This window comes from Stenoxybacter acetivorans DSM 19021, assembly GCF_000745895.1.
Classification (GTDB): Bacteria; Pseudomonadota; Gammaproteobacteria; order Burkholderiales; family Neisseriaceae; genus Stenoxybacter; species Stenoxybacter acetivorans.
In genome coordinates this window covers 1-19,466 of sequence record NZ_JQKE01000052.1, presented here as the reverse complement: position 1 = coordinate 19,466, position 19,466 = coordinate 1, and the positions used below count along the sequence as shown (strand labels likewise).

The window sequence follows — 19,466 nt, the reverse complement described above, 5'->3', positions numbered from 1 at the left end:
GCCGCTGCTTACAATTTCCGTAAATTGTTGACATGGTTGTTTTTTTGTCGAAAAAATTTAATTTTATTTAGGTTTTTAAGACAAGATTTTTGGCAAGTTGTTTGAATATTTTAGATCAGGTTCTTCAGGGACGACTACCTATTTTTCAAATTTTTGTCATAAAACCGTCAATAAACAATCATCTGAGTGTCATATTTTCTCTGCATACTGTATTCGTTTTTAAATCAATCCATTTCGGTTTTTAACGATGAGAACACAGAGATGAACAACAAACTACTCAAGCACGTTAATGAAGATGTTAGCAGCAATGATTCTGCCAATCCGATTTTTTCCGATGTGATGCAAACGCGCTTATCGCGCCGCAGCTTGCTGCAAAGTGGTACGGCATTGGGTGCGGCGGCGGCTTTGCCGGTGGGCATGAGCTTATTCAGCACCGATGCCAAAGCCGGTGTTTTTGCCGATGACAATATCGGCAAAGCGCGGCAATTGGGTTTTTCGCCTGTACCGTTTTCAAGTGAAGATGCGGTGATTGTGCCGAAAGGCTACACCGCACAGGCATTTTATAAATGGGGTGATGCTGTTGGCATTGACGGAAGAATGCCGGAGTTTAAGCAAGACGGCAGCAATACCACGCAAGATCAAGCGGTTCAGGCGGGTATGCACCACGATGGCATGGCATTTTTCAGCCTGCCGCTGGGCAGTAAAAACAGTAAACACGGCTTGCTGGCAATGAATCACGAATATGTGGACAATGGCATGTTATTCAAAGACGGCATTGCCGATTGGGACGCCAACAAAATTCGCAAGAGTCAAAATGCAATGGGCGTGTCTGTGATTGAAATCCGCCAAGACAACAATCAAGAATGGCAAGTGGTTCGTCCGTCAGCCTATGCCCGCCGAATCACACCGCACACACCGATGCGTGTTTCCGGTCCGGCGCGCGGGCATGATTTGATGAAAACCAAAGCAGATCCGCGCGGCGAAGTCATTTTGGGAACAATGCAAAACTGCGCCAACGGTTTAACACCTTGGGGCACTTATCTGACCTGCGAAGAAAATTGGGCGGATATTTTTACCACACAAGGCGTGCCGACAGCGGAAGAGAAACGCTATGGCATCGGCAGCAAAGACGAAGTATATCTTTGGAGTGAACAAGATTTTCGTTTTGATATCGGTTTAACACCGAATGAGCCGAATCGTTTCGGCTGGGTGGTGGAAATCGACCCTTACGACCCGAAATCCACCCCAATAAAACACACCGCACTGGGACGCATCAAACACGAAGGTGCAACCGTTACCATCGCATCAGATAATCGCGTGGTGGTGTATATGGGCGACGACCAAGTATTTGAATACATCTATAAATTTATTTCCAAAAATCACTATCAGCCAAATAATCGTGAAGCCAATAAACGCCTGTTGGAAGAGGGAACGCTGTATGTTGCCCGCTTTGATGAAAACGGCAATGGCGAATGGATACCCCTAATTCAAGGGCAAGGCAAACTCATAGCGGCAAATGGCTTTGCCGATCAAGGCGAATTGCTGGTGAAAACCCGCCAAGCTGCCGATACAGTGGGCGCAACCAAAATGGACAGACCGGAATGGATTGCGGTTGACCCTTACAAAAACGGCAGTGTTTATTGCACCCTCACCAATAATAAAGATCGCGGCAAAGACGGCAAAGCAGGTACAGATGCCGCCAATCCGCGCGCCGATAATTTATTCGGACACATTATTCACTGGCAGGAGGCAGATCGCAACCCGACAGCACTTCAATTCAAATGGGATATTTTGGTGTTGGCAGGGCGACATGATACCGATGATACGCGATTCAAAGGCAATATGGCGGGTGCGGAATTCGGCAGCCCCGACGGATTGAGTTTTGATCATCGCGGCGTGCTGTGGATTCAAACAGACGTATCCACATCTACGCTGAACGAAAAAGAATATGCAGGCATGGGCAATAATCAAATGGTTGCCACCATTCCCGACAGCAATGAATACCGCCGATTTTTAACCGGACCCAACGGCAGTGAAATCACCGGCATCACATTTACACCCGACAACAAAACCTTGTTTATCAATATTCAGCACCCGGGAGAATCCAGATCAGGCACAGCTGATCCCGCCAATCCCAAAGCCATTTCCGCATGGCCTGACGGCGAATCGGGCGGCAGACCGCGCTCGGCAACGGTAGTGATTACCAAAGATGACGGCGGTTTAATCGGCAGTTGATTCAGGCAGCCTGAATATACCCAAAACACCACATCGGCATGCCTGATGCGGTGTTTTGGGTATATTCGTGTGAATTTGCTCATTTTGCCTTGCGCGAAAACGAACAGCGATGCACAATATTTTCATTTTTGTCCGTATTGGAATACCAAATGATGCCTGCCCGTACACCACGCCATGAAAAAATCATCGAATTGATTCGTGAAAACAATTTTATGCCAATAGATGAGTTGGCACGGGTGTTGGACGTTACCCCGCAAACCATACGCCGCGATATTAACCAATTGTGTGAAGCTGGTTTGCTGCGCCGGTATCATGGCGGTGCGGCATTGGACGGCAGCATGGAAAGCGAAGATTATTTTTCACGGCAAAATAAACGGCAAAGCGGGAAAGCACACATTGCCGATATATTGGCGGCACAAATTCCGGACAATGCCTCTTTATTCATGAGTATCGGCATCACCTTGGAGGCGGTGGCACTGGCATTAACCCGCCATCACAAAAACTTGAGCATCATCACCAACAATATTCATATCGCATCGATTATGTCTTCGCGCAGTGATTTTAATGTCATGATCACTTCCGGTGTTGTGCGGGCGGTAGACGGTGGCATTACAGGCGTAGCAACCATTGATTTTATTAACCAATTTAAAGTGGATTATGCTGTATTAAATGCTGCCAGCATGGAAGCGGACGGCTCACTTTTGGATTTTGATTACAAAGAAGTCAGCGTGATGCAAACCATGATGCAAAACGCACGATTTCGTTATCTGGCAGTGGATCAGAGCAAAGTAGGACGCAATGCTTTGGTGCGCATGGGCAATGTTACCGAGTTTCACGCCCTATTCACCGATGAAGAATTATCGTCGGCAATGGCTAAAAAATTGTCAGACAGCGGCGTTCGCTGGTATCTTGCAGATAAAGAAGATTAATTCTTACAATTGAATGGTTAATCTAAAAGAGTCATGCTAACAGCACAAGGATATACCGCAAGGCATGTTTTTTGTTACCGCTGTTCATTGACACAAGGCTGCCTGAAGCCCAAAACTTGCCATTGTGAGGCGCAAAGCAATCATGGCAACCACAGCCAAACCATTTCAATAAAGCCCATGCGCGCGCTCTGAACGCATAGGCTTTATTGAATTTCATTGCGTTTCATTAAGCCAACCAACAGCAAATATTATCAAATTGAAACGTGGTAATTTGCCGATAAAACGCTGGAAATGCAGCAGCTATATTGGGTGGCTTAGAGTTTTGTTAAAGGGGCAATCAGGCTGCCTGAGGGTAGTGTCTGAAAAGCAGGCTTCTGCTATGATGCCTCCGTTATTGTAAACATGCGGTTTCCACTGTTTGATTTACCGTGCGGTAAACGGTAAACGGTAAACAGTAGATTGCCGCGTTGCTTTGTGTCTTGTCATTACCATGGTTATATTTATCGTTATTTTTCAGGGTAATATATTAATGCTGCCTGAAAATTATGATAAAGAATGAGACCATCCATCTGTTTACGAAGACGTCATATAGATGAAATGCGGGCTTGCTGCGCCGAATGTAGGCTAAACGGTAAGAATGATAACGATGCAGCGGCTTACTTTTTAACATCACCCATAGGAAGAATATTTATGCACAAAGCAATGATGCAGATGCTGACACCTTGGCTGATCGGTGCTGCGGTTTTGGCAGCGGCCGGTTGGCTGGCAATACAGTTGCATACGGTATTAACGCCGTTTGTGGCAGCGGGTATTTTGGCGTATATCCTCAATCCGCTGGTGGAAAAACTTTGTGCGCATCGTGTATCCCGATCTGCGGCTTCTATGTTGGTGATGTTGTTTGCTTTGGGTTTATTGGCGGCGTTAATGCTGATTATTGTGCCGATGTTTATCAATCAATTCGCTAATTTATCTGAGAAATTGCCCGGCTTGATTAACTGGATACAAAGCCGTTTGCTGCCGTGGATTAACCATACTTTTTCCATGCAAATTGAGCTGAATTTATCCTATGCTTTGGGTTGGGTGCAGGAACACACAGGCAGCCTGAAAAGTGCGTTGTCAAAATTAATGCCCACGCTGATGCGCCAAAGCGGTAATGTGTTGGTGAGCATTACCAATATCGTGCTGCTGCCGTTGCTGCTGTATTATTTTTTACTGGATTGGCAGCGGTGGATACACAGTGTGCAGGTGATGATACCGCGCCGTTTATTGCCTGTGTATCGGCGTATTGCCGGTAATATGGATCGGGTGCTGGGTGAGTTTTTGCGCGGACAAATCACGGTAATGCTTATCATGGGCTTGATTTACGGCTTGGGCTTGATGTTTACCGGTTTGGAATCCGGTTTTGCTATTGGTATGGTGGCGGGTTTACTGGTGTTCGTACCGTATTTGGGCGCATTTACCGGTTTATTGCTGGCCACTTTGGCGGCTATTTTGCAATTCGGATCATGGCCGGGGGTGATTATGGTGTGGGCGGTTTTTGTTGTGGGTCAGTTTTTGGAAAGTTTCTTCATTACCCCAAAAATTGTGGGCGATCGTATTGGGTTGTCGCCGTTTTGGGTGATTTTTGCTTTAATGGCGTTTGCGCAGCTTTTGGGTTTCGTGGGTATGCTGCTGGCTTTGCCGCTGGCGGCGATTTGTTTGGTTTTGCTGCGCGAAGGAGCGGGTGCGTATCTGAACAGTGATTATTATTTGCAAACAACGCCAAGTGTTGGAGAGACAAAACATGAGTCCGACTGAAAAATGGTATTACGGGGCGGTTATTTTGATTGCCGCTGTGTCGGTATTGCTCAGCCCGTTTTTTTATATTCAGCGCGGTAAATCGGCGCGGGTACAAAAGCCGGTGGTGTGGCGGTGGATTGTCGGCAGTTATTTAATCATTGGCGCGATATTATTGTGTGTGTTTTATTCCCTTTTTTGGCAGTAATGTGTTATTTTGTTTGTACTGCGGTACAGAAATTTGCCGGGTTTTCCGGCGGATTTTCAGGCGGCAGCATTCTCTGAGTTATGTTTTTAACAAAAGGAGTCATCAGAATGCGTTTAAAAAATAAAGTGGCTGTGATTACAGGAGCGGCACAAGGCATTGGTGCGGCAACGGCAAAAAAAATGGCTGCCGAAGGTGCTTGTGTGGTGGTGTGCGGCCGTAAAGTGCGCGAGCATATTGATGCGGTGGTTAAAGAAATTACCGATGCGGGCGGCGAAGCCTTGGGTTATATTTGTGATGTTACTGTCCCTGAGCAAATTGTTGCCATGCGTGACGATGTATTGGCAAAAAAAGGACGTATTGATATTTTGGTTAATAATGCCGGCGTGGTAATGGATGCGCAGTTAGTTAAAATGACCGAAGAGCAGTTTGATACGGTGATTGATGTGAATTTAAAAGGCACTTACAACATGGCGCGCGCGTTGGTGGATACCATGGTTGCACAAGGCAGCGGCGTGATTTTGAATGCCAGCTCTGTGGTGGGTGTGTATGGTAATTTTGGTCAAACCAATTATGCTGCCACTAAGTTTGGTGTGATTGGCTTTGTGAAAACATGGTCAAAAGAATTGGCAAAAAAAGGCATTCGCGTTAATGCGGTTGCACCCGGCTATATTCATACGCCGATGCTGAAAGATGTGCCTGAAAAAGTATTAACGGCTCTGGCAGAAAAAGTGCCGATGAAGCGGCTGGGTAATGCTGAAGAAATTGCCAATGTTTATGCGTTTCTTGCCAGTGATGAAGCCAGCTATATCAATGGTGCTGTGATTGAAGTAACCGGCGGTCTGACTTTGTAACGTTACCATTATTTAAATTTGCTGCGTAAAAAGCCCCTTTGTTTTTAATTAAAGGGGCTTTTTGTTTGTTTTTAAAAGCAGTGAAGACGATGAGTATGATTAACGCAGACTTTGCAAAAAGTGCAAATGTTTGTGGTATTGATCAATCACATCGTCAATGATGCCATTTTTCGACCAGCCCATAATATCGTAATCTTGCCCGCCTTCAACCAGATGAACTTCTGCACGATAATAAGCGTTGTTGGTGTTGTCGGGCGTGTTTACAAATGCAGGAGAAAGGTGTTCTGTGACAACAACACGATAGACAAAATCAATTTCATCGCCATGATTGGTGGTTAATTGCACCACGCCTTTTCCCGGCTGGCTGATTTTTGCCGATATATTGGCTGTATTTAATTCCGACGCCACTTCCGTTAAGGCTTGATGCACGGTGGTTTGGATAAAACGGGTTACCGCATCTTTATTCGGACAATCGATCAATACGTGTAAACGTTCGCGCCAGTCGCCATTGATGGCGGTTGATGGGCTCACCGATGATATTTGCTGCAGTATTTGTTTTTGCGAATCAATATTCAGTGCTTTAAACAAGCCGTAAATCGCAAACATTAATACGGTTACAAAAGGCAAGGCACTGGCAATTGCCATGGTTTGTAAAGAGGTTAAGCCGCCCGCCAAAAGCAAGACAATAGCAATCACGCCTGAGCTGCAAGACCAATAAATACGATAGCATATGCCTTTACTGCTTTCGCCGTAAGAGCACAGCATGTCCATAACCAACGCACTTGAATCGGCAGAGGTAACGAAGAAAATCACAATCATGAACAGCGACAGATAAATAAACAGTGTGGAGTGGGGCAAATTTTCCAGAAAACTGAAAAGGGCGATTGGCACATTATTGGATACGGTTTCACCAAATGCGCTCATGCCCTGATTCAAAATCATGTCAATGGCAGAATTGCCGAAAACAGTCATCCACAAAAATATAAAGCCGGTTGGAATCAGCAATACACCAACGATGAATTCACGAATGGTTCTTCCCCGTGAAATTTTGGCAATAAACATGCCCACGAACGGTGCCCAGCTTAACCACCAACCCCAGTAAAATACCGTCCAGCCGCCAAACCAATCGGTTGGTTGGTAGATATAGAGATTGAATGTCATTCTTGAAAAATGGGTGATGTAGCTGCCAATGTTTTGTACCAAGGCTTGCAGTAAAAATACGGTTGGGCCGGCAAACAACACGAACAGCATCAAAATCGCCGCCATGCCCATATTGATTTCCGACAATAATTTCACGCCTTTATTCAAGCCGGATACCGCAGAAAACGTTGCCAGAGCGGTAATGATGACAATCAAAATAATTTGTATGCTGACGGTTACCGGTATGCCGTTGAATAGATAATGTATGCCAGTATTGATTTGCACTACACCCAAACCCAATGAGGTGGCAATGCCGAATAAAGTGCCGATAACGGCAAAGACGTCCACAGCGTTGCCGATTGGTCCGTAAATCTTATTGCCGATTAAGGGAAATAACGCTGAACTCAGGGAGAGCGGTAAATGGTGGCGATAGCTGAAGAATGCCAAAATCAAAGCCACAATGGCATAAATTGCCCAGCCATGTATCCCCCAGTGAAAAAAAGTCAAGCGCATGGCTTCTTTGGCAGCGGCGATGCTGCCGCCTTCACCCAGCGGCGGCGACAGAAAATGCATCACCGGTTCAGCCACACCGAAAAACATTAAGCCGATACCAACTCCGGCGGAAAACAGCATGGAAAACCAAGAAAGATTGCCATAATCGGGTTTAATGTGATCCGGTCCCAACCGAATGTCGCCGAAGCGGGACAGTACCAAGTAGAAAGAGGCGACAACAATCAGCGCAACGGTTAAAACATAGTACCAGCTGGCATTGGCAACAATGGCTGCCTGAATGATTTTGAATGTGGATGCTGCTTGATCGGGTGCAATTATGGCGTAAAGCAGAATAATGGCAACGATAATGGAAGAAGAATAAAAAACAGCGGGATTGATGCGTCCGCTGCGAGAGGAATCGGCAGATGCCGATTGAACGGAAGGAGTAGGGCTAGTCATGCGTTCCTTTCTTGGGTTTGGCAGTTTGATTGACGGTAAATCAAAGTCAAGCAAGCTGACTGCTTACGATTGGAAAGGCAGAGTATAGCATATTTTAATGCTATTTTTATGAAAATAGCATTGTTAATAAAGTTTAAGCAATTTTATTGCTGTTTATTCAGGTGTTGAGTTATGGCTTCTGCCATGCGGCGGCTTGCGCCGCGGTGCGCGAGAATAAAGGAGGCTGCTTGAATACGCATTTGCTGCCGTGCAGCGGTGTCTGTCAATAAAAATTGCACGGCTTGCAGCCAATCTTCGGCATGGCGCACTTGCTGTGCTGCGCCGCAATCAACGGCATAAGCGGCGGCATGGGCAAAATGATAAGTGGACATGCCAAACAAAGTCGGCACACCGCAGGCAATCGGTTCAATCATGTTTTGGCTGCCTGAATCCACCAAGCTGCCGCCCACAAAAGCCACATCGGCACACAAATAATACGCAAACAGTTCACCCATGCTGTCACCGATCCAAACTTGGGTATCGGAGCGAACCGCTTGATTATCACTGCGTTTTTGTGTTTTGAATCCCAGATTCACTGCCGCATCAAAGGCTGCCTGAAAGCGTTCGGGGTGGCGGGGGATAATGACCAATAAAGCATTGCCATGATAAGTTTGCCAAGCGTTTAATAATAATTGTGCTTCATCTTGTTTGTGGTAAAAACGGGTGCTGGCGCACACGACGACAGGTCGGCTGCCGATGCGCTGCCGAAAGGTGTGCGCCAAAGTGTGCATGGCATCAGGCGGCGCAATATCGTATTTGCTGTTGCCGCACACCAAAACGTGCTGTGCACCAATGCTTTTGAGCCGTGCCGCATCGTTTTCGGTCTGCGCACAGCACAAACTTAACTGTTGCATGGCGGGGCGCACCAAACCCAATATTTTCAGGTAGCCTTGTTGTGATTTTTCAGACAGCCGTGCATTGGCAAGAAACAACGGTGTGTTTTGTGTGCGGCAAGCGCGGATTAAATTCGGCCAAATTTCGGTTTCCATAAGAATACCGAAACGCGGACGGTGATCTTGTAAAAATTGTGATACATATTGGTGTTTATCATAGGGAAGATAGCGGCATTGAGCATCAGAATATAAGGATTCGGCGGTGGCGCGTCCGGTGGGCGTGGTTTGTGTCAGCAGCAGCGGCGCATTGGGAAAATAATGCCGCAGCTCGGCAATTAATGGTGCGGCGGCACGGGTTTCGCCCACTGAAACGGCGTGTATCCAAATCGCATCACGCACGGGGTTGGCATAAGGCGAGCCAAAGCGTTCATGCCAATGTTCGGCATAAGCCGGCAATTGTTTTGAGCGGCGGCGCAGATAGCGGCGCAGGAAAAAGGGTGCGATTTGCCATAAAAATTGATAAAGCCATTGAAGTAACATAAGCCATTGCCTAAGAAATATCGGCTGTTCTGTGTTAAGATGCCCTGCATCATAACAAATTTAACAACTGCCTTTGCAACCCCATATCAAAAAAAGGTCATGATATGAATATTGAAAAAAACAGCGTAGTAACATTGCATTATGAAATGTACGATGTCAATAACGAGTTGATTGACAAAACCGAAGAACCGATTGCGTATCTGCACGGCGGTTACGATGGTATTTTTCCCTTGATGGAAGAAGCCTTGCAGGGCAAAGCTGTGGGTGATGTGGTGGATATTACGCTTTCGCCCGATGATGCGTTTGGTGAACAAGAGCCGGAGTTGGTGCGCGTTGAACCTTTAGACGTATTCCCGACAGACGTGGAAGTGGGCATGATGTTTGAGGCAGACGACCCGGAAACAGGCGATGTGCTGGTGTATCGAGTAACGGATATTGCAGACGGAAAAGCCATTGTTGATGGCAATCACCCGCTGGCAGGCATGAGGATTCGCTTCAAAGCCACAGTGGACGGTGTGCGTGCTGCCACTGAAGAAGAAGTTACTCATGGTCATGCGCACGGTGAGCATGGACATCACCATTAAAAATGTGTGTGATAAAGTATTGCAAAACAGCCTGATATTTGAAGCAGGCTGTTTTGTTAAGTAAATGATGTAAAATATTGCACCTTTATTTCATCTTGGTTGCCTGAAACCATGATTGATATTACCGAAATTTTATTCAAATCTTTATTGAAGTCAAAGTAAAGCGAATATACGGTAAACCCTGTTTTCAGGCAGCCTGAACCAACCCTTAACCCAAGTAAAGAATTTCCCATGACCTCCGTCATTCAAGACCTGCAAGCGCGCGGATTGATTGCGCAAACCACCGATGCTGCCGCGCTCGACGAATTATTAAACCAACAAAAAATTGCACTTTATTGCGGATTTGACCCCACTGCCGATAGTTTGCACATTGGTCATTTATTGCCGGTGTTGGCATTGCGCCGTTTTCAATTGGCGGGACACACGCCTGTGGCATTGGTGGGCGGTGCGACCGGTTTAATCGGCGACCCCAGTTTTAAAGCGCAGGAACGCAGCCTGAATACACCACAAACCGTACAAAATTGGGTGGCGCGCATTCGCAATCAGCTTGCTCCGTTTTTGAGTTTTGAAGGCGAAAATGCCGCTGTCATGGCAAATAATTACGATTGGTTCGGGCAAATGAATTGCTTGGATTTTCTACGCGACATCGGCAAGCATTTTTCCGTGAATGCCATGTTAAATAAAGAATCGGTGAAACAACGTTTGGATCGCGATGATGTGGGCATTTCTTTTACTGAATTTGCCTATGCTTTAATGCAAGCATATGATTTTTCACAGCTGTATAAAAATCACCATGTGCGCTTGCAAATCGGCGGTTCTGACCAATGGGGTAATATTACGGGCGGCATTGATCTTACCCGCCGCTTACATCAAGGCACAGTCTATGGCTTAACCCTGCCGCTGGTAACCAAATCAGACGGCACTAAATTCGGCAAAACCGAAAGCGGCGCTGTGTGGCTGTCTGCCGATAAAACTTCGCCCTATCAGTTTTACCAATTTTGGCTCAAAACCGCTGATGCCGATGTGTATCAATTTTTGAAATATTTTACTTTTTTAAGCATTGCTGATATTGATGCCATTGAATCCGCAGACCAAGTCGGCGAAACGAAACCGCAGGCACAGCGCATACTGGCAGAAGAAACAACACGCCTTATTCACGGTGAAGCGGCATTGGCAGCGGCACAACGCATTTCCGAGAGTCTGTTTGCCGATGATCAAAGCCATTTAACGGAAAGCGATTTTCAACAGCTGGCACTTGACGGGTTGCCTGCATTTACCGTTTCAGGCAGCCTGAACATAGTACAAGCCTTGACCGTTGGTGGTTTAGCCAAATCCAATAATGAAGCACGGGGTTTTATCAGCCAAGGGGCGGTGGCGGTGAATGGTCAAAAAATCAATGACAGCGATTATGTATTGAGTGAAGCAGATAAGCGTTTTGGACGTTATGCGATTGTAAAACGCGGCAAGCGCAATCATGCTTTATTGATGTGGGCGTAGAAATGGGCTGCCTGAAATATTCAGGGCAATATCAGGAAGCCAGAAGCGGTAAACAAACCCTTATGCGGCGCGGCAATTTTGTTACTGTGTTGCTTTAATCTTGTATTGCTGTTTACCACAGAGGCAGCTGAACATTGTGCGGCAACAAGTGGCTGACACCCAAACCAATCAGGCGATAGGCAGCACTGCTTTCAGGCTGCCGCTGTAACAATTGCTGACCCGCAGCGAGTAACGACGGTGCATCACCAAGCGGTGCAGAAAAAGTTTGTGAACGGGTGTGAATGTGAAAATCACTGCTTTTCAGCTTTAAAGTAACACAAGCAGCCGTCATTTGTTTGTGTTGCATTTGCTTTGCCACGGCGGCAGCCAATTCGGGTAAATGTCGGCCAATGCTGTGCAGCGGTTCATCATAAGGCAGGGTAATTTCATTGGAAATTTGTTGGCGAATTCGCTGTGATTTTACTTCACGGTTGTCTTCCCCTCGAACCAAATCATACAAGCGATGTCCCCAAACACCGAAATGATGCACCAACACCGCTCGCTCTGTTTTTGCCAGATCACCGGCTGTTTTCCAGCCCATGCGGTGCATTTTTTGTGCCGTTATTTTGCCCACGCCGGGAATTTTGCTTACGGGCAAATCTGCCAAAAAAGTTAATATCTGCTCAGGTGCAATCACAAATTGCCCATTGGGTTTGCGCCAATCTGAGGCAATTTTGGCAAGAAATTTATTGGGTGCAATGCCCGCAGAAGCCGTTAAACCGGTTTCGGCAAAAATATCAGCGCGAATGGCGCGGGCAATGTCGCGGGCATAAGGCAAGCTGCCTGAATAGTCGGTTAAATCCAAATAGGCTTCGTCTAAAGACAAAGGTTCGATTTTGTCGGTATAACGCGCAAAAATTTGGTGAACTTGCTGTGATATAGCGCGGTAGTACGCAAAATCAGGCGGAATATACACTGCATTTGGACACAGTCGTTTGGCGGCGGCAACAGACATCGCCGAATGCAAACCAAATCGGCGCGCCTCATAAGATGCGGCACAAATCACTGAGCGCACACCGTCCCACGCCACCACCACTGGGCTGCCGCGTAAATCAGGGCGTCGGTACAATTCTGCCGATGCATAGAAAGCGTCCATGTCAATGTGAATGATTTTGCGAACGGCAGGCATTTGTCAGCACAGAAAGTGTGTTCATTAACAGAAAGTGTGTTCATTAATCAGAATGAGGCGGTAAAAATAAATCAAACCGCTGCTTTAAATGATTTAAAACAGCGGTTTTTTGTCTTTGCCTGACACCAAATTTAATCGGCTGTATTTTTGACATCGCTGCGAATAATCAACAGCGGCAAGCGGGTTTCACGCATAACGGTTTCGGCAAAACTGCCCATTAACAAATGCATCAAACCGCTGCGTCCGTGCGTACCCAAAATAATCAAATCTGCGCCTTGCTCTGCGGCAAAATTCACCAGCATTTGCGCCATCTCGCGTGCCCCTTTATTTGCCAGCAATAAATGACGTTTTACCTTGCCGGCTTCCAGCTGCTCGGCGGCGGTTTTCTCAGCGGCGTCCAATACCGCATCGCCCTCAGCCTGAGCGGCGGCTTCATAGCTTTCATGCTGTAAAAATTCCGGTGCCAAAGCCATGTATTCTGCCGGATTGGCAACGTTAACTAAGGTAAGCTCGGCATTTTCCACTTTTGCTAAGCCAATGGCGTGTTCCAAAGCATTTTCAGAAGTGAGACTGCCATCAACGGCGACAACCAAATGTTTGTACATGTTTACCCTCCGCATAGGTGTTGCGACCAATAATATGCGCTATGATACTTCACTTTTTGGTTTTCGGCTTGTGATGAAGTGCAAATTTTCAGCCTTTATTCAGGCAGCCGCAGGACATGAAATGAATCAACAAAACATGAATATGGTTTTGGGCTTTCCCAATTTGCAAGAATCTTTTTTTGAAGCCGATTGGCAGGTATCCGAACGGGTACATACTTTAATCAGCACACGCAAAGGCGGTGTCAGTAAAGGGGTATATGCCGGCTTAAATGTGGGTTTGCACGTGGGGGACAATGCCGAAGCGGTGATGCAGAATCGGGCTTTTTTGCAAAATAAAGTTTCTTTGCCCATCGCTTATTTAAATCAAACACACGGTATTGAGGTTGTTCGTGCACAGGAAGCGTTGGTGGCACAGCAGCAGGGCAAAGTTTTGGCTGCTGATGCTTGTGTGGCGTTTCGGGAAGATAAAGCAGCATGTGCGGTGATGACGGCGGATTGTTTGCCGATATTGCTGTGTGATGAGGCGGCAACGGTTGTGGCGGCGGTTCATGCCGGTTGGCGCAGTTTGGCGGCAGGCATTGTGCAAAAAACCATTACTGCCATGAATGTGCCGCCGCAAACGGTGTCGGCGTATTTGGGACCCGCCATTGGTAAAGATGCTTTTGAAGTGGGTGAAGATGTTCAGGCAACCTTTTGTCGGGAACGCAGGGCAGCCGAAGCGATGTTTACTGAAATCGGCGGTGGTAAATATTTGGCAGACATTGCTGCACTGGCGCGGCTGATTTTGGCTGAAGCCGATGTTTACCGTGTTTATGGCGGCGATTACTGTACTGTGTTGCAGCGTGATGCCTTTTTCTCCTACCGCCGCGACGGTGTTACCGGACGTATGCTCAGCGCGGTGTGGCTGGCTGAAGATTGAAAATACAGCCGATGCAGAGAAATATAGGTTGTGAAGTGCAAAGGGTGAATGGATTGTTGCGCCGTAAACACTCAATGACTACATCGGTTTCGGTTTTTTTATAACAACCAAATTGTTTGTATAAAAATATTGCTGATCGGAAGATAGGCTTAAATTTAAATGCGTGATTGTTAATGTGCGGCAAGTGCTGAAAAATCACACAAGGGAAAATTAAATATGAAAACCATTTTGATTACCGGCTGTTCCAGCGGCATTGGTTATGCTGCTGCTCAATTATTGCGCCGCCAAAATTGGCGCGTTGTGGTGTCTTGCCGCCAAAGCAAAGATGTTGAACTGCTGACGGCGGAAGGTTTTGATTGTTTGCAGCTGGACATTACTGACAGTGCGCACATTCAGGCAGCCTTTTTACATATCCAACAGCAATACGGTCGTTTAGATGCGTTGTTCTGTAATGCAGGCTACGGACAAACCGGTGCGGTGGAAGATATTCCGAGAGCAGCACTACGCGAACAGTTTGAAACCAATGTGTTTGGCACTTGGGAATGTATTAACCACGCCATGCGGTTGTTTCGTCAGCAAGGCTACGGGCGGATATTGGTGAACAGCAGTATTTTGGGCTTTGCCGCCATGCCGTGGCGCGGTACGTACAACAGCAGCAAATTTGCCTTGGAGGGCATGTGCGATACGTTGCGCCATGAATTAGTCGGCAGCGGTATTTATGTCAGTCTGTTAGAACCCGGACCGATTACGACTCGATTTCGTCTGAATGCGGCTGAGAAATTTGCGCAATACATTGACACTGAAAACAGCGTACACCGCAAGACTTATGAAGCTCAATGGCGGCGACTGCGGGCAGAAGGAGCAGTTGCTCCGTTTACTTTGTCTGCTGATGCGTGTGCAGCGGTTTGTAGCAAAGCCTTGAATGCACAACGCCCGAAAGCGCGTTATGCGGTAACAGTGCCGACACATGTATTTTGGTATTTGAAAAAACTGTTGCCTACCGTTGTATTAGATTATTTATTGCGCCGTTCGGTTGCAGGTAAGAAAGAAAAATAAGCGGGAAGTGTATCAAATAGGAAAGGCAAGCTGTTTTTCAGCTTGCCTTAAAAATGAGGGCGGCGAGCCCAGCCCCCGGCACTGGCCGTTTTAAAGTGGGCTGCTCACTTCCGTACCTGACCCGTTGCTTTAAATAACCATGCGGGGAGACCCGCCACAGCCCAATATTATACGGGCAATCAAAAAAAATACCAAATGCTATTTGGTATTTTCACGCCAAGCGCATACATTTATTTTTGCGTCTGAATCAAGCGATGATGTAAACTCATCAAAAATCAAGCGAATTGACCAATCGGGTTTTTCCAGCAATAACATTTTGGGTGCATTATTGTTGGTTTGTACGCGTCGGCTGATTAGCCAGCCCGATTGACTCAAGCGTCCGTCAGCCAAAACATGGTGCGGTTCATTATTGACCCAATAACCGTTAAGCCAAATATCCAAGTGATCCAGCGGTAAAGAAAATCCCAATAATTTTTGGCTCAATGCTTGTGTATCGGTTGCCTGAATGGTTTGTCCTTCGCTGTTGCGCGCCAATAAACCCAAATAATCGCGGCACAAAGCACCCACCACATTGCCCAGCGGGGTGCTGACATCAATTTCCTGCACACCGCGTACATTCGACCATTCAAAATGCGCTGATGAGCCCTTGCCATTTTGCTGCACACTTAATCGTCCGTTACTGTAAAAATCCGATATTTCATTGGGTGCGGCATGCCATTGCGCTGTTGTTTTGTGTTCGGACAAGGAGGTACACGCTGCCAACAGCAAAACGGCAAGCGACAGAAGGGCAGTATTGTGCCAATGTTTCAGTAACATAAATCAGACTTCCGGTTGGCAGCCGGAAACCATTCTTTTCAAAATTTCCGGTTTTAATAACTGAATGTGTTTGTGGTCTACCCGAATCCAGCCTTCTTGTGAGAAATGAGATAACATTCGGCTCACGGTTTCCAATTTTACACCCAAATAGCTGCCGATTTCCTCGCGCGACATGCGTAAAATAAAATCATTGGACGAAAAGCCGCGAATATTTAATCGGTACGATAAATTCAGTAAAAACACAATCAATCGTTCTTCGGCGCACATATTTGCCAATGCCAGCATCGCTTCATGGCTGCGCACAATTTCTTGGCTCATCATTTGGTAAAAATGGTGATGCAAATGCGGATATTGAGTACATGTTTTTTTAAAATGTTCAAATGGCAATTCACACACTTCACTGTCTTCCAAAGCCACTGCATTGCAAGCATATCGCTTAGCACAGATGCCATCAAGCCCCAACAGTTCACCGGACATAAAAAAACCGGTAATTTGATTGCGCCCATCTACGGTGGTGGCAATCATTTTGAAAAAACCGGTTCGTACCGCGAACAGAGAATGAAACCTTTCTCCCGCACGAAATAGGCATTCTCCCTTGCGTAAACGGCGGCTTTGCTTAGTCACCACGTTCAATTCCTGCATATCCTGCTCATTTAAAGCCACAGGTGCGCACAATGTTTGAAAAGAACAAGTGCCGCAAACATTGGAAACTATATCAACAGCTTTATCTAAGGAAGCTTCATCAACAACTTTGTCTAATTTAATCATCGGCTCACCCAAAAATAAAACAACATCACATTGGTATCAACATAATCGGTTGATGTAACAAAGCACAAATGTTGGTTCGGTTATTATTCTTTAATCTATTCAATCTTGATGCAAATCAACGCGAAATTAACTGTTTTAGCCTAAACTTCAATAGAATTGGGCTAAAGTGCGCCTATTAAAATTTATCAACGGAAGTCATAATTTTATAAGTATATTTGTGCGCCAATACATCACCAACACAGAAAAGGTTATAATGAAACCCTTTTCAGTTTCACCAGCCTACTTAAAAATATCTAAAGCAAAGTACGCATTCTAACACAGCACTTGCAGTGTAAGCACCGTAAAAACACAATGCCTGTCTGTGCATGAAACCAAACACAAACCAAAAAATACCATGACCCAACCAACTATCCGCATTGATTTTGACCGCGAACTCATCGCGTCTTTACCTGCTTCCGGTCCGCGCTATACGTCTTACCCCACTGCCGACCGATTTCACACCGATTTTCAGGCAGCCGATTTAACCGCCGCCATACGGCAGCATGATAATCAGCAGCCCTTGTCTTTGTACATACACATTCCTTTTTGCAACACCATTTGTTACTACTGCGGCTGCAACAAAATCATCACCAAAGACAAAAGCCGTGCCGATGAATATTTGAATTATTTAGACAAAGAATTAACACTGCTGGCACAAAATTGGCAGGGTAAACCGAAACTCGCACAATTGCATTTCGGCGGCGGTACGCCCACATTTTTGAGTGATGAGCAGCTGGCTCGCGTGTTTGACAGCATATACCGTCATTTTACGCTAACAGATGAAGGCGAATATTCTATTGAAATCGACCCGCGTAAAGTAAGCCGCGACACTGTGCTGTTTTTGGGGCAACTGGGTTTTAACCGCATGAGTGTCGGCATACAGGATTTTAATCCGGAAGTGCAAAAAGCAGTGAACCGCATTCAAAGCGAAGCAGAAACCCGCGAGGTTATTGATGCAGCGCGTGAAGCCGGTTTCAAATCAGTGAGTGTGGACTTGATTTACGGTTTGCCGCACCAGAGCATTGATACCATGCGGGATACATTGGAAAAAGTATTGTCATTGTTGCCCGACCGTTTGGCGGTTTACCACTACGCCCATTTGCCGCACATTTTTCCGCCGCAGCGGCGCATTGACATCAATACCGTTCCCGACAGTAGCACCAAGCTTGATATCTTGCAGAATACGGTGAACATCTTATTGCAGCAAGGATATATATTTATTGGTATGGACCATTTTGCCAAGCCCGATGATGAGCTCGCCGTTGCGCTTGCCGAAGGACGGTTGCAACGCAATTTTCAAGGTTATTCTACCCATGCTGATTGTGATTTGGTTGCCATTGGTGTTTCCAGTATCGGCAAAATTGGGCGTGTTTACAGTCAAAACCAAAAAGACATTGAAGCCTATTATGCCGATCTGAATGCGGATCGTCTGCCTGTTTTACGCGGTTACACTTTGAATGACGATGATGTTTTGCGCCGCAGTATTATTCAAGATTTAATGTGCCGATTCAGCCTGCATTTTGATGACTATAAAAACCGCATTGACCAAGATTTTGCCGATTATTTTGCAGCAGAGTATAAAGATTTAGCGCAGCTCTCAGCAAAAGGTTTAATGACATTGAGTGATACCGGTTTAGAAGTCAGCCCCAAAGGACGTTTTTTAATCCGCAACATTGCCATGGTGTTTGATGCCCATCTGCGGAATCGAGAAACCAAAGCCAAATATTCACAAACCGTATAAGCCATTGCATGTTTCAACAGGCTGCCTGAAACCTTTCAGGCAGCCTGTTTGTAATTTATTGGTAGCAGCACATACGATATCAACTCATGTTGAAGTTCGCCCATGCTGAATTACTATTGGGTTCAGCGATAAGAATGTTCCTTTTCCCTCTGGGACTTTAATTTGCTTTATTGTTCGTTTTTTCGCGTACACAGGGATTTGATTGCCAGAATCACCCTAAAGTTGAGTTGCTAATATTTTCGCCGTCTCTGTGCAATCGGCATTATGAACCCACACCCCATTTGTTCCCACATAATAGGTATGAAAGTCCTCTACTTCCAGATTGTAGACTGCACACTTGAAAGTTTCGTCTAGCACACCAGAGTTTTCGAGAAGTATAAAATCACTATCTGTTCTCAGAACCCTATTTTTCCCAAGATTAATGCGGTACCCTCCCACGTCACTAGATAGTCGCTCCTGAATTACCGGCAAGTGATTGAAAATATACAATAAATACTGATTTTATGTTATAATTCACTGCAATAAATCTGTTCAAATATCAAGAAAATCTTGCAGTTATGAAGCCGAAACAACCCAACAATCACCCTGATTTATTCCAATTACAATTATCTCAAATTATTAACATGAATCACCCTTTGGTGAAATTATCGCATCAAATTAATTGGGGTAGATTGGCAGAAAAAATCGAAGTATGTTACACCACAGAAAAAGGTGGACAACCGCCTCTACCGACACGCTTATTGATTGGTTTACATTATCTCAAATATGCTT

The 19,466-nt window shown here is 45.9% G+C and carries 18 protein-coding genes and 1 other RNA gene; 11 read left to right on the top strand and 8 right to left on the bottom strand.

The annotated features are described in order from the left end of the window. Positions 1–261: 261 nt before the first annotated feature. The 5 genes from Q384_RS08140 to fabG all read left to right on the top strand — a co-directional run bounded on the left by Q384_RS08140 (position 262) and on the right by fabG (position 5,999). The gene (locus Q384_RS08140; RefSeq protein ID WP_037587103.1) at positions 262–2,235 is read left to right on the top strand and encodes a PhoX family protein; all 1,974 of its coding nucleotides are present in this window, start codon (positions 262–264) and stop codon (positions 2,233–2,235) included. 152 nt (positions 2,236–2,387) lie between these two features. Continuing rightward, positions 2,388–3,164: a DeoR/GlpR family DNA-binding transcription regulator gene (locus Q384_RS08135; RefSeq protein WP_037587109.1), complete on the top strand. Its 777-nt coding sequence runs from the start codon at positions 2,388–2,390 to the stop codon at positions 3,162–3,164. A 690-nt stretch (positions 3,165–3,854) separates the two neighbouring features. Further along, on the top strand, positions 3,855–4,961 hold the full coding sequence (locus Q384_RS08125; RefSeq protein WP_051940749.1) for an AI-2E family transporter: 1,107 nt from the start codon (positions 3,855–3,857) through the stop codon (positions 4,959–4,961). Continuing rightward, positions 4,948–5,148, top strand: coding sequence for a hypothetical protein (locus tag Q384_RS08120; RefSeq protein ID WP_037587101.1), 201 nt, complete (start codon positions 4,948–4,950; stop codon positions 5,146–5,148). The genes Q384_RS08125 and Q384_RS08120 overlap by 14 nt, the downstream gene beginning before the upstream one ends. 107 nt (positions 5,149–5,255) lie before the next feature. After that, complete coding sequence (gene fabG, locus Q384_RS08115) at positions 5,256–5,999, top strand: 3-oxoacyl-ACP reductase FabG (protein ID WP_037587100.1); 744 nt, start codon at positions 5,256–5,258, stop codon at positions 5,997–5,999. Between the two features lie 99 nt (positions 6,000–6,098). On the opposite strand, the gene Q384_RS08110 is transcribed toward fabG, so the two are convergent. Together Q384_RS08110 and waaA are read right to left on the bottom strand one after the other, a co-directional pair. After that, positions 6,099–8,090 carry a BCCT family transporter gene (locus Q384_RS08110; protein ID WP_051940746.1) on the bottom strand — a complete coding sequence of 664 codons (1,992 nt, stop codon included), beginning with the start codon at positions 8,088–8,090 and terminating at the stop codon, positions 6,099–6,101. Between the two features lie 143 nt (positions 8,091–8,233). Then, the gene (waaA, locus tag Q384_RS08105) at positions 8,234–9,502 is read right to left on the bottom strand and encodes a lipid IV(A) 3-deoxy-D-manno-octulosonic acid transferase (RefSeq protein ID WP_037587099.1); all 1,269 of its coding nucleotides are present in this window, start codon (positions 9,500–9,502) and stop codon (positions 8,234–8,236) included. 104 nt (positions 9,503–9,606) lie between these two features. Here waaA and Q384_RS08100 point away from each other — a divergent pair, with 104 nt between their 5' ends. Both Q384_RS08100 and tyrS read left to right on the top strand, forming a co-directional pair. After that, complete coding sequence (locus Q384_RS08100; protein ID WP_037587098.1) at positions 9,607–10,086, top strand: FKBP-type peptidyl-prolyl cis-trans isomerase; 480 nt, start codon at positions 9,607–9,609, stop codon at positions 10,084–10,086. Positions 10,087–10,317: 231 nt separating this feature from the next. Continuing rightward, complete coding sequence (tyrS, locus tag Q384_RS08095; RefSeq protein WP_037587097.1) at positions 10,318–11,583, top strand: tyrosine--tRNA ligase; 1,266 nt, start codon at positions 10,318–10,320, stop codon at positions 11,581–11,583. 112 nt (positions 11,584–11,695) lie between these two features. Here tyrS and dinB read toward each other — a convergent pair whose 3' ends face one another. Together dinB and Q384_RS08085 are read right to left on the bottom strand one after the other, a co-directional pair. After that, the gene (gene dinB, locus Q384_RS08090; protein WP_037587096.1) at positions 11,696–12,751 is read right to left on the bottom strand and encodes a DNA polymerase IV; all 1,056 of its coding nucleotides are present in this window, start codon (positions 12,749–12,751) and stop codon (positions 11,696–11,698) included. Positions 12,752–12,882: 131 nt separating this feature from the next. Further along, positions 12,883–13,356 carry a universal stress protein gene (locus Q384_RS08085; RefSeq protein WP_037587095.1) on the bottom strand — a complete coding sequence of 158 codons (474 nt, stop codon included), beginning with the start codon at positions 13,354–13,356 and terminating at the stop codon, positions 12,883–12,885. A gap of 121 nt (positions 13,357–13,477) precedes the next feature. Between Q384_RS08085 and pgeF the strand changes: the two genes are divergently transcribed. Together pgeF and Q384_RS08075 are read left to right on the top strand one after the other, a co-directional pair. Further along, positions 13,478–14,275 carry a peptidoglycan editing factor PgeF gene (pgeF, locus tag Q384_RS08080; protein ID WP_245608531.1) on the top strand — a complete coding sequence of 266 codons (798 nt, stop codon included), beginning with the start codon at positions 13,478–13,480 and terminating at the stop codon, positions 14,273–14,275. A gap of 216 nt (positions 14,276–14,491) precedes the next feature. Further along, positions 14,492–15,331, top strand: coding sequence for an SDR family NAD(P)-dependent oxidoreductase (locus tag Q384_RS08075; RefSeq protein ID WP_037587094.1), 840 nt, complete (start codon positions 14,492–14,494; stop codon positions 15,329–15,331). Between the two features lie 58 nt (positions 15,332–15,389). Here the strand turns inward: Q384_RS08075 and ffs are convergent. The 3 genes from ffs to Q384_RS08065 all read right to left on the bottom strand — a co-directional run bounded on the left by ffs (position 15,390) and on the right by Q384_RS08065 (position 16,915). Further along, positions 15,390–15,487, bottom strand: an RNA gene (gene ffs / locus Q384_RS12975) — signal recognition particle sRNA small type. Between the two features lie 42 nt (positions 15,488–15,529). Continuing rightward, a complete protein-coding gene (locus Q384_RS08070) occupies positions 15,530–16,147 on the bottom strand; it encodes an outer membrane lipoprotein LolB (RefSeq protein ID WP_037587093.1) in 618 nt (205 codons plus the stop codon). Positions 16,148–16,150: 3 nt separating this feature from the next. Then, a complete protein-coding gene (locus tag Q384_RS08065) occupies positions 16,151–16,915 on the bottom strand; it encodes a cyclic nucleotide-binding domain-containing protein (RefSeq protein WP_084224440.1) in 765 nt (254 codons plus the stop codon). 394 nt (positions 16,916–17,309) lie between these two features. Here Q384_RS08065 and hemN point away from each other — a divergent pair, with 394 nt between their 5' ends. After that, a complete protein-coding gene (gene hemN, locus Q384_RS08060; RefSeq protein ID WP_037587092.1) occupies positions 17,310–18,695 on the top strand; it encodes an oxygen-independent coproporphyrinogen III oxidase in 1,386 nt (461 codons plus the stop codon). Between the two features lie 216 nt (positions 18,696–18,911). On the opposite strand, the gene Q384_RS14525 is transcribed toward hemN, so the two are convergent. Continuing rightward, positions 18,912–19,133 carry a polymorphic toxin-type HINT domain-containing protein gene (locus tag Q384_RS14525; protein WP_425423482.1) on the bottom strand — a complete coding sequence of 74 codons (222 nt, stop codon included), beginning with the start codon at positions 19,131–19,133 and terminating at the stop codon, positions 18,912–18,914. Between the two features lie 119 nt (positions 19,134–19,252). On the opposite strand from Q384_RS14525, the gene Q384_RS13630 reads away from it, so the two are divergent. Further along, positions 19,253–19,466 (top strand): transposase (locus Q384_RS13630; protein WP_037587091.1); only part of this gene is annotated, 214 nt, incomplete at its 3' end.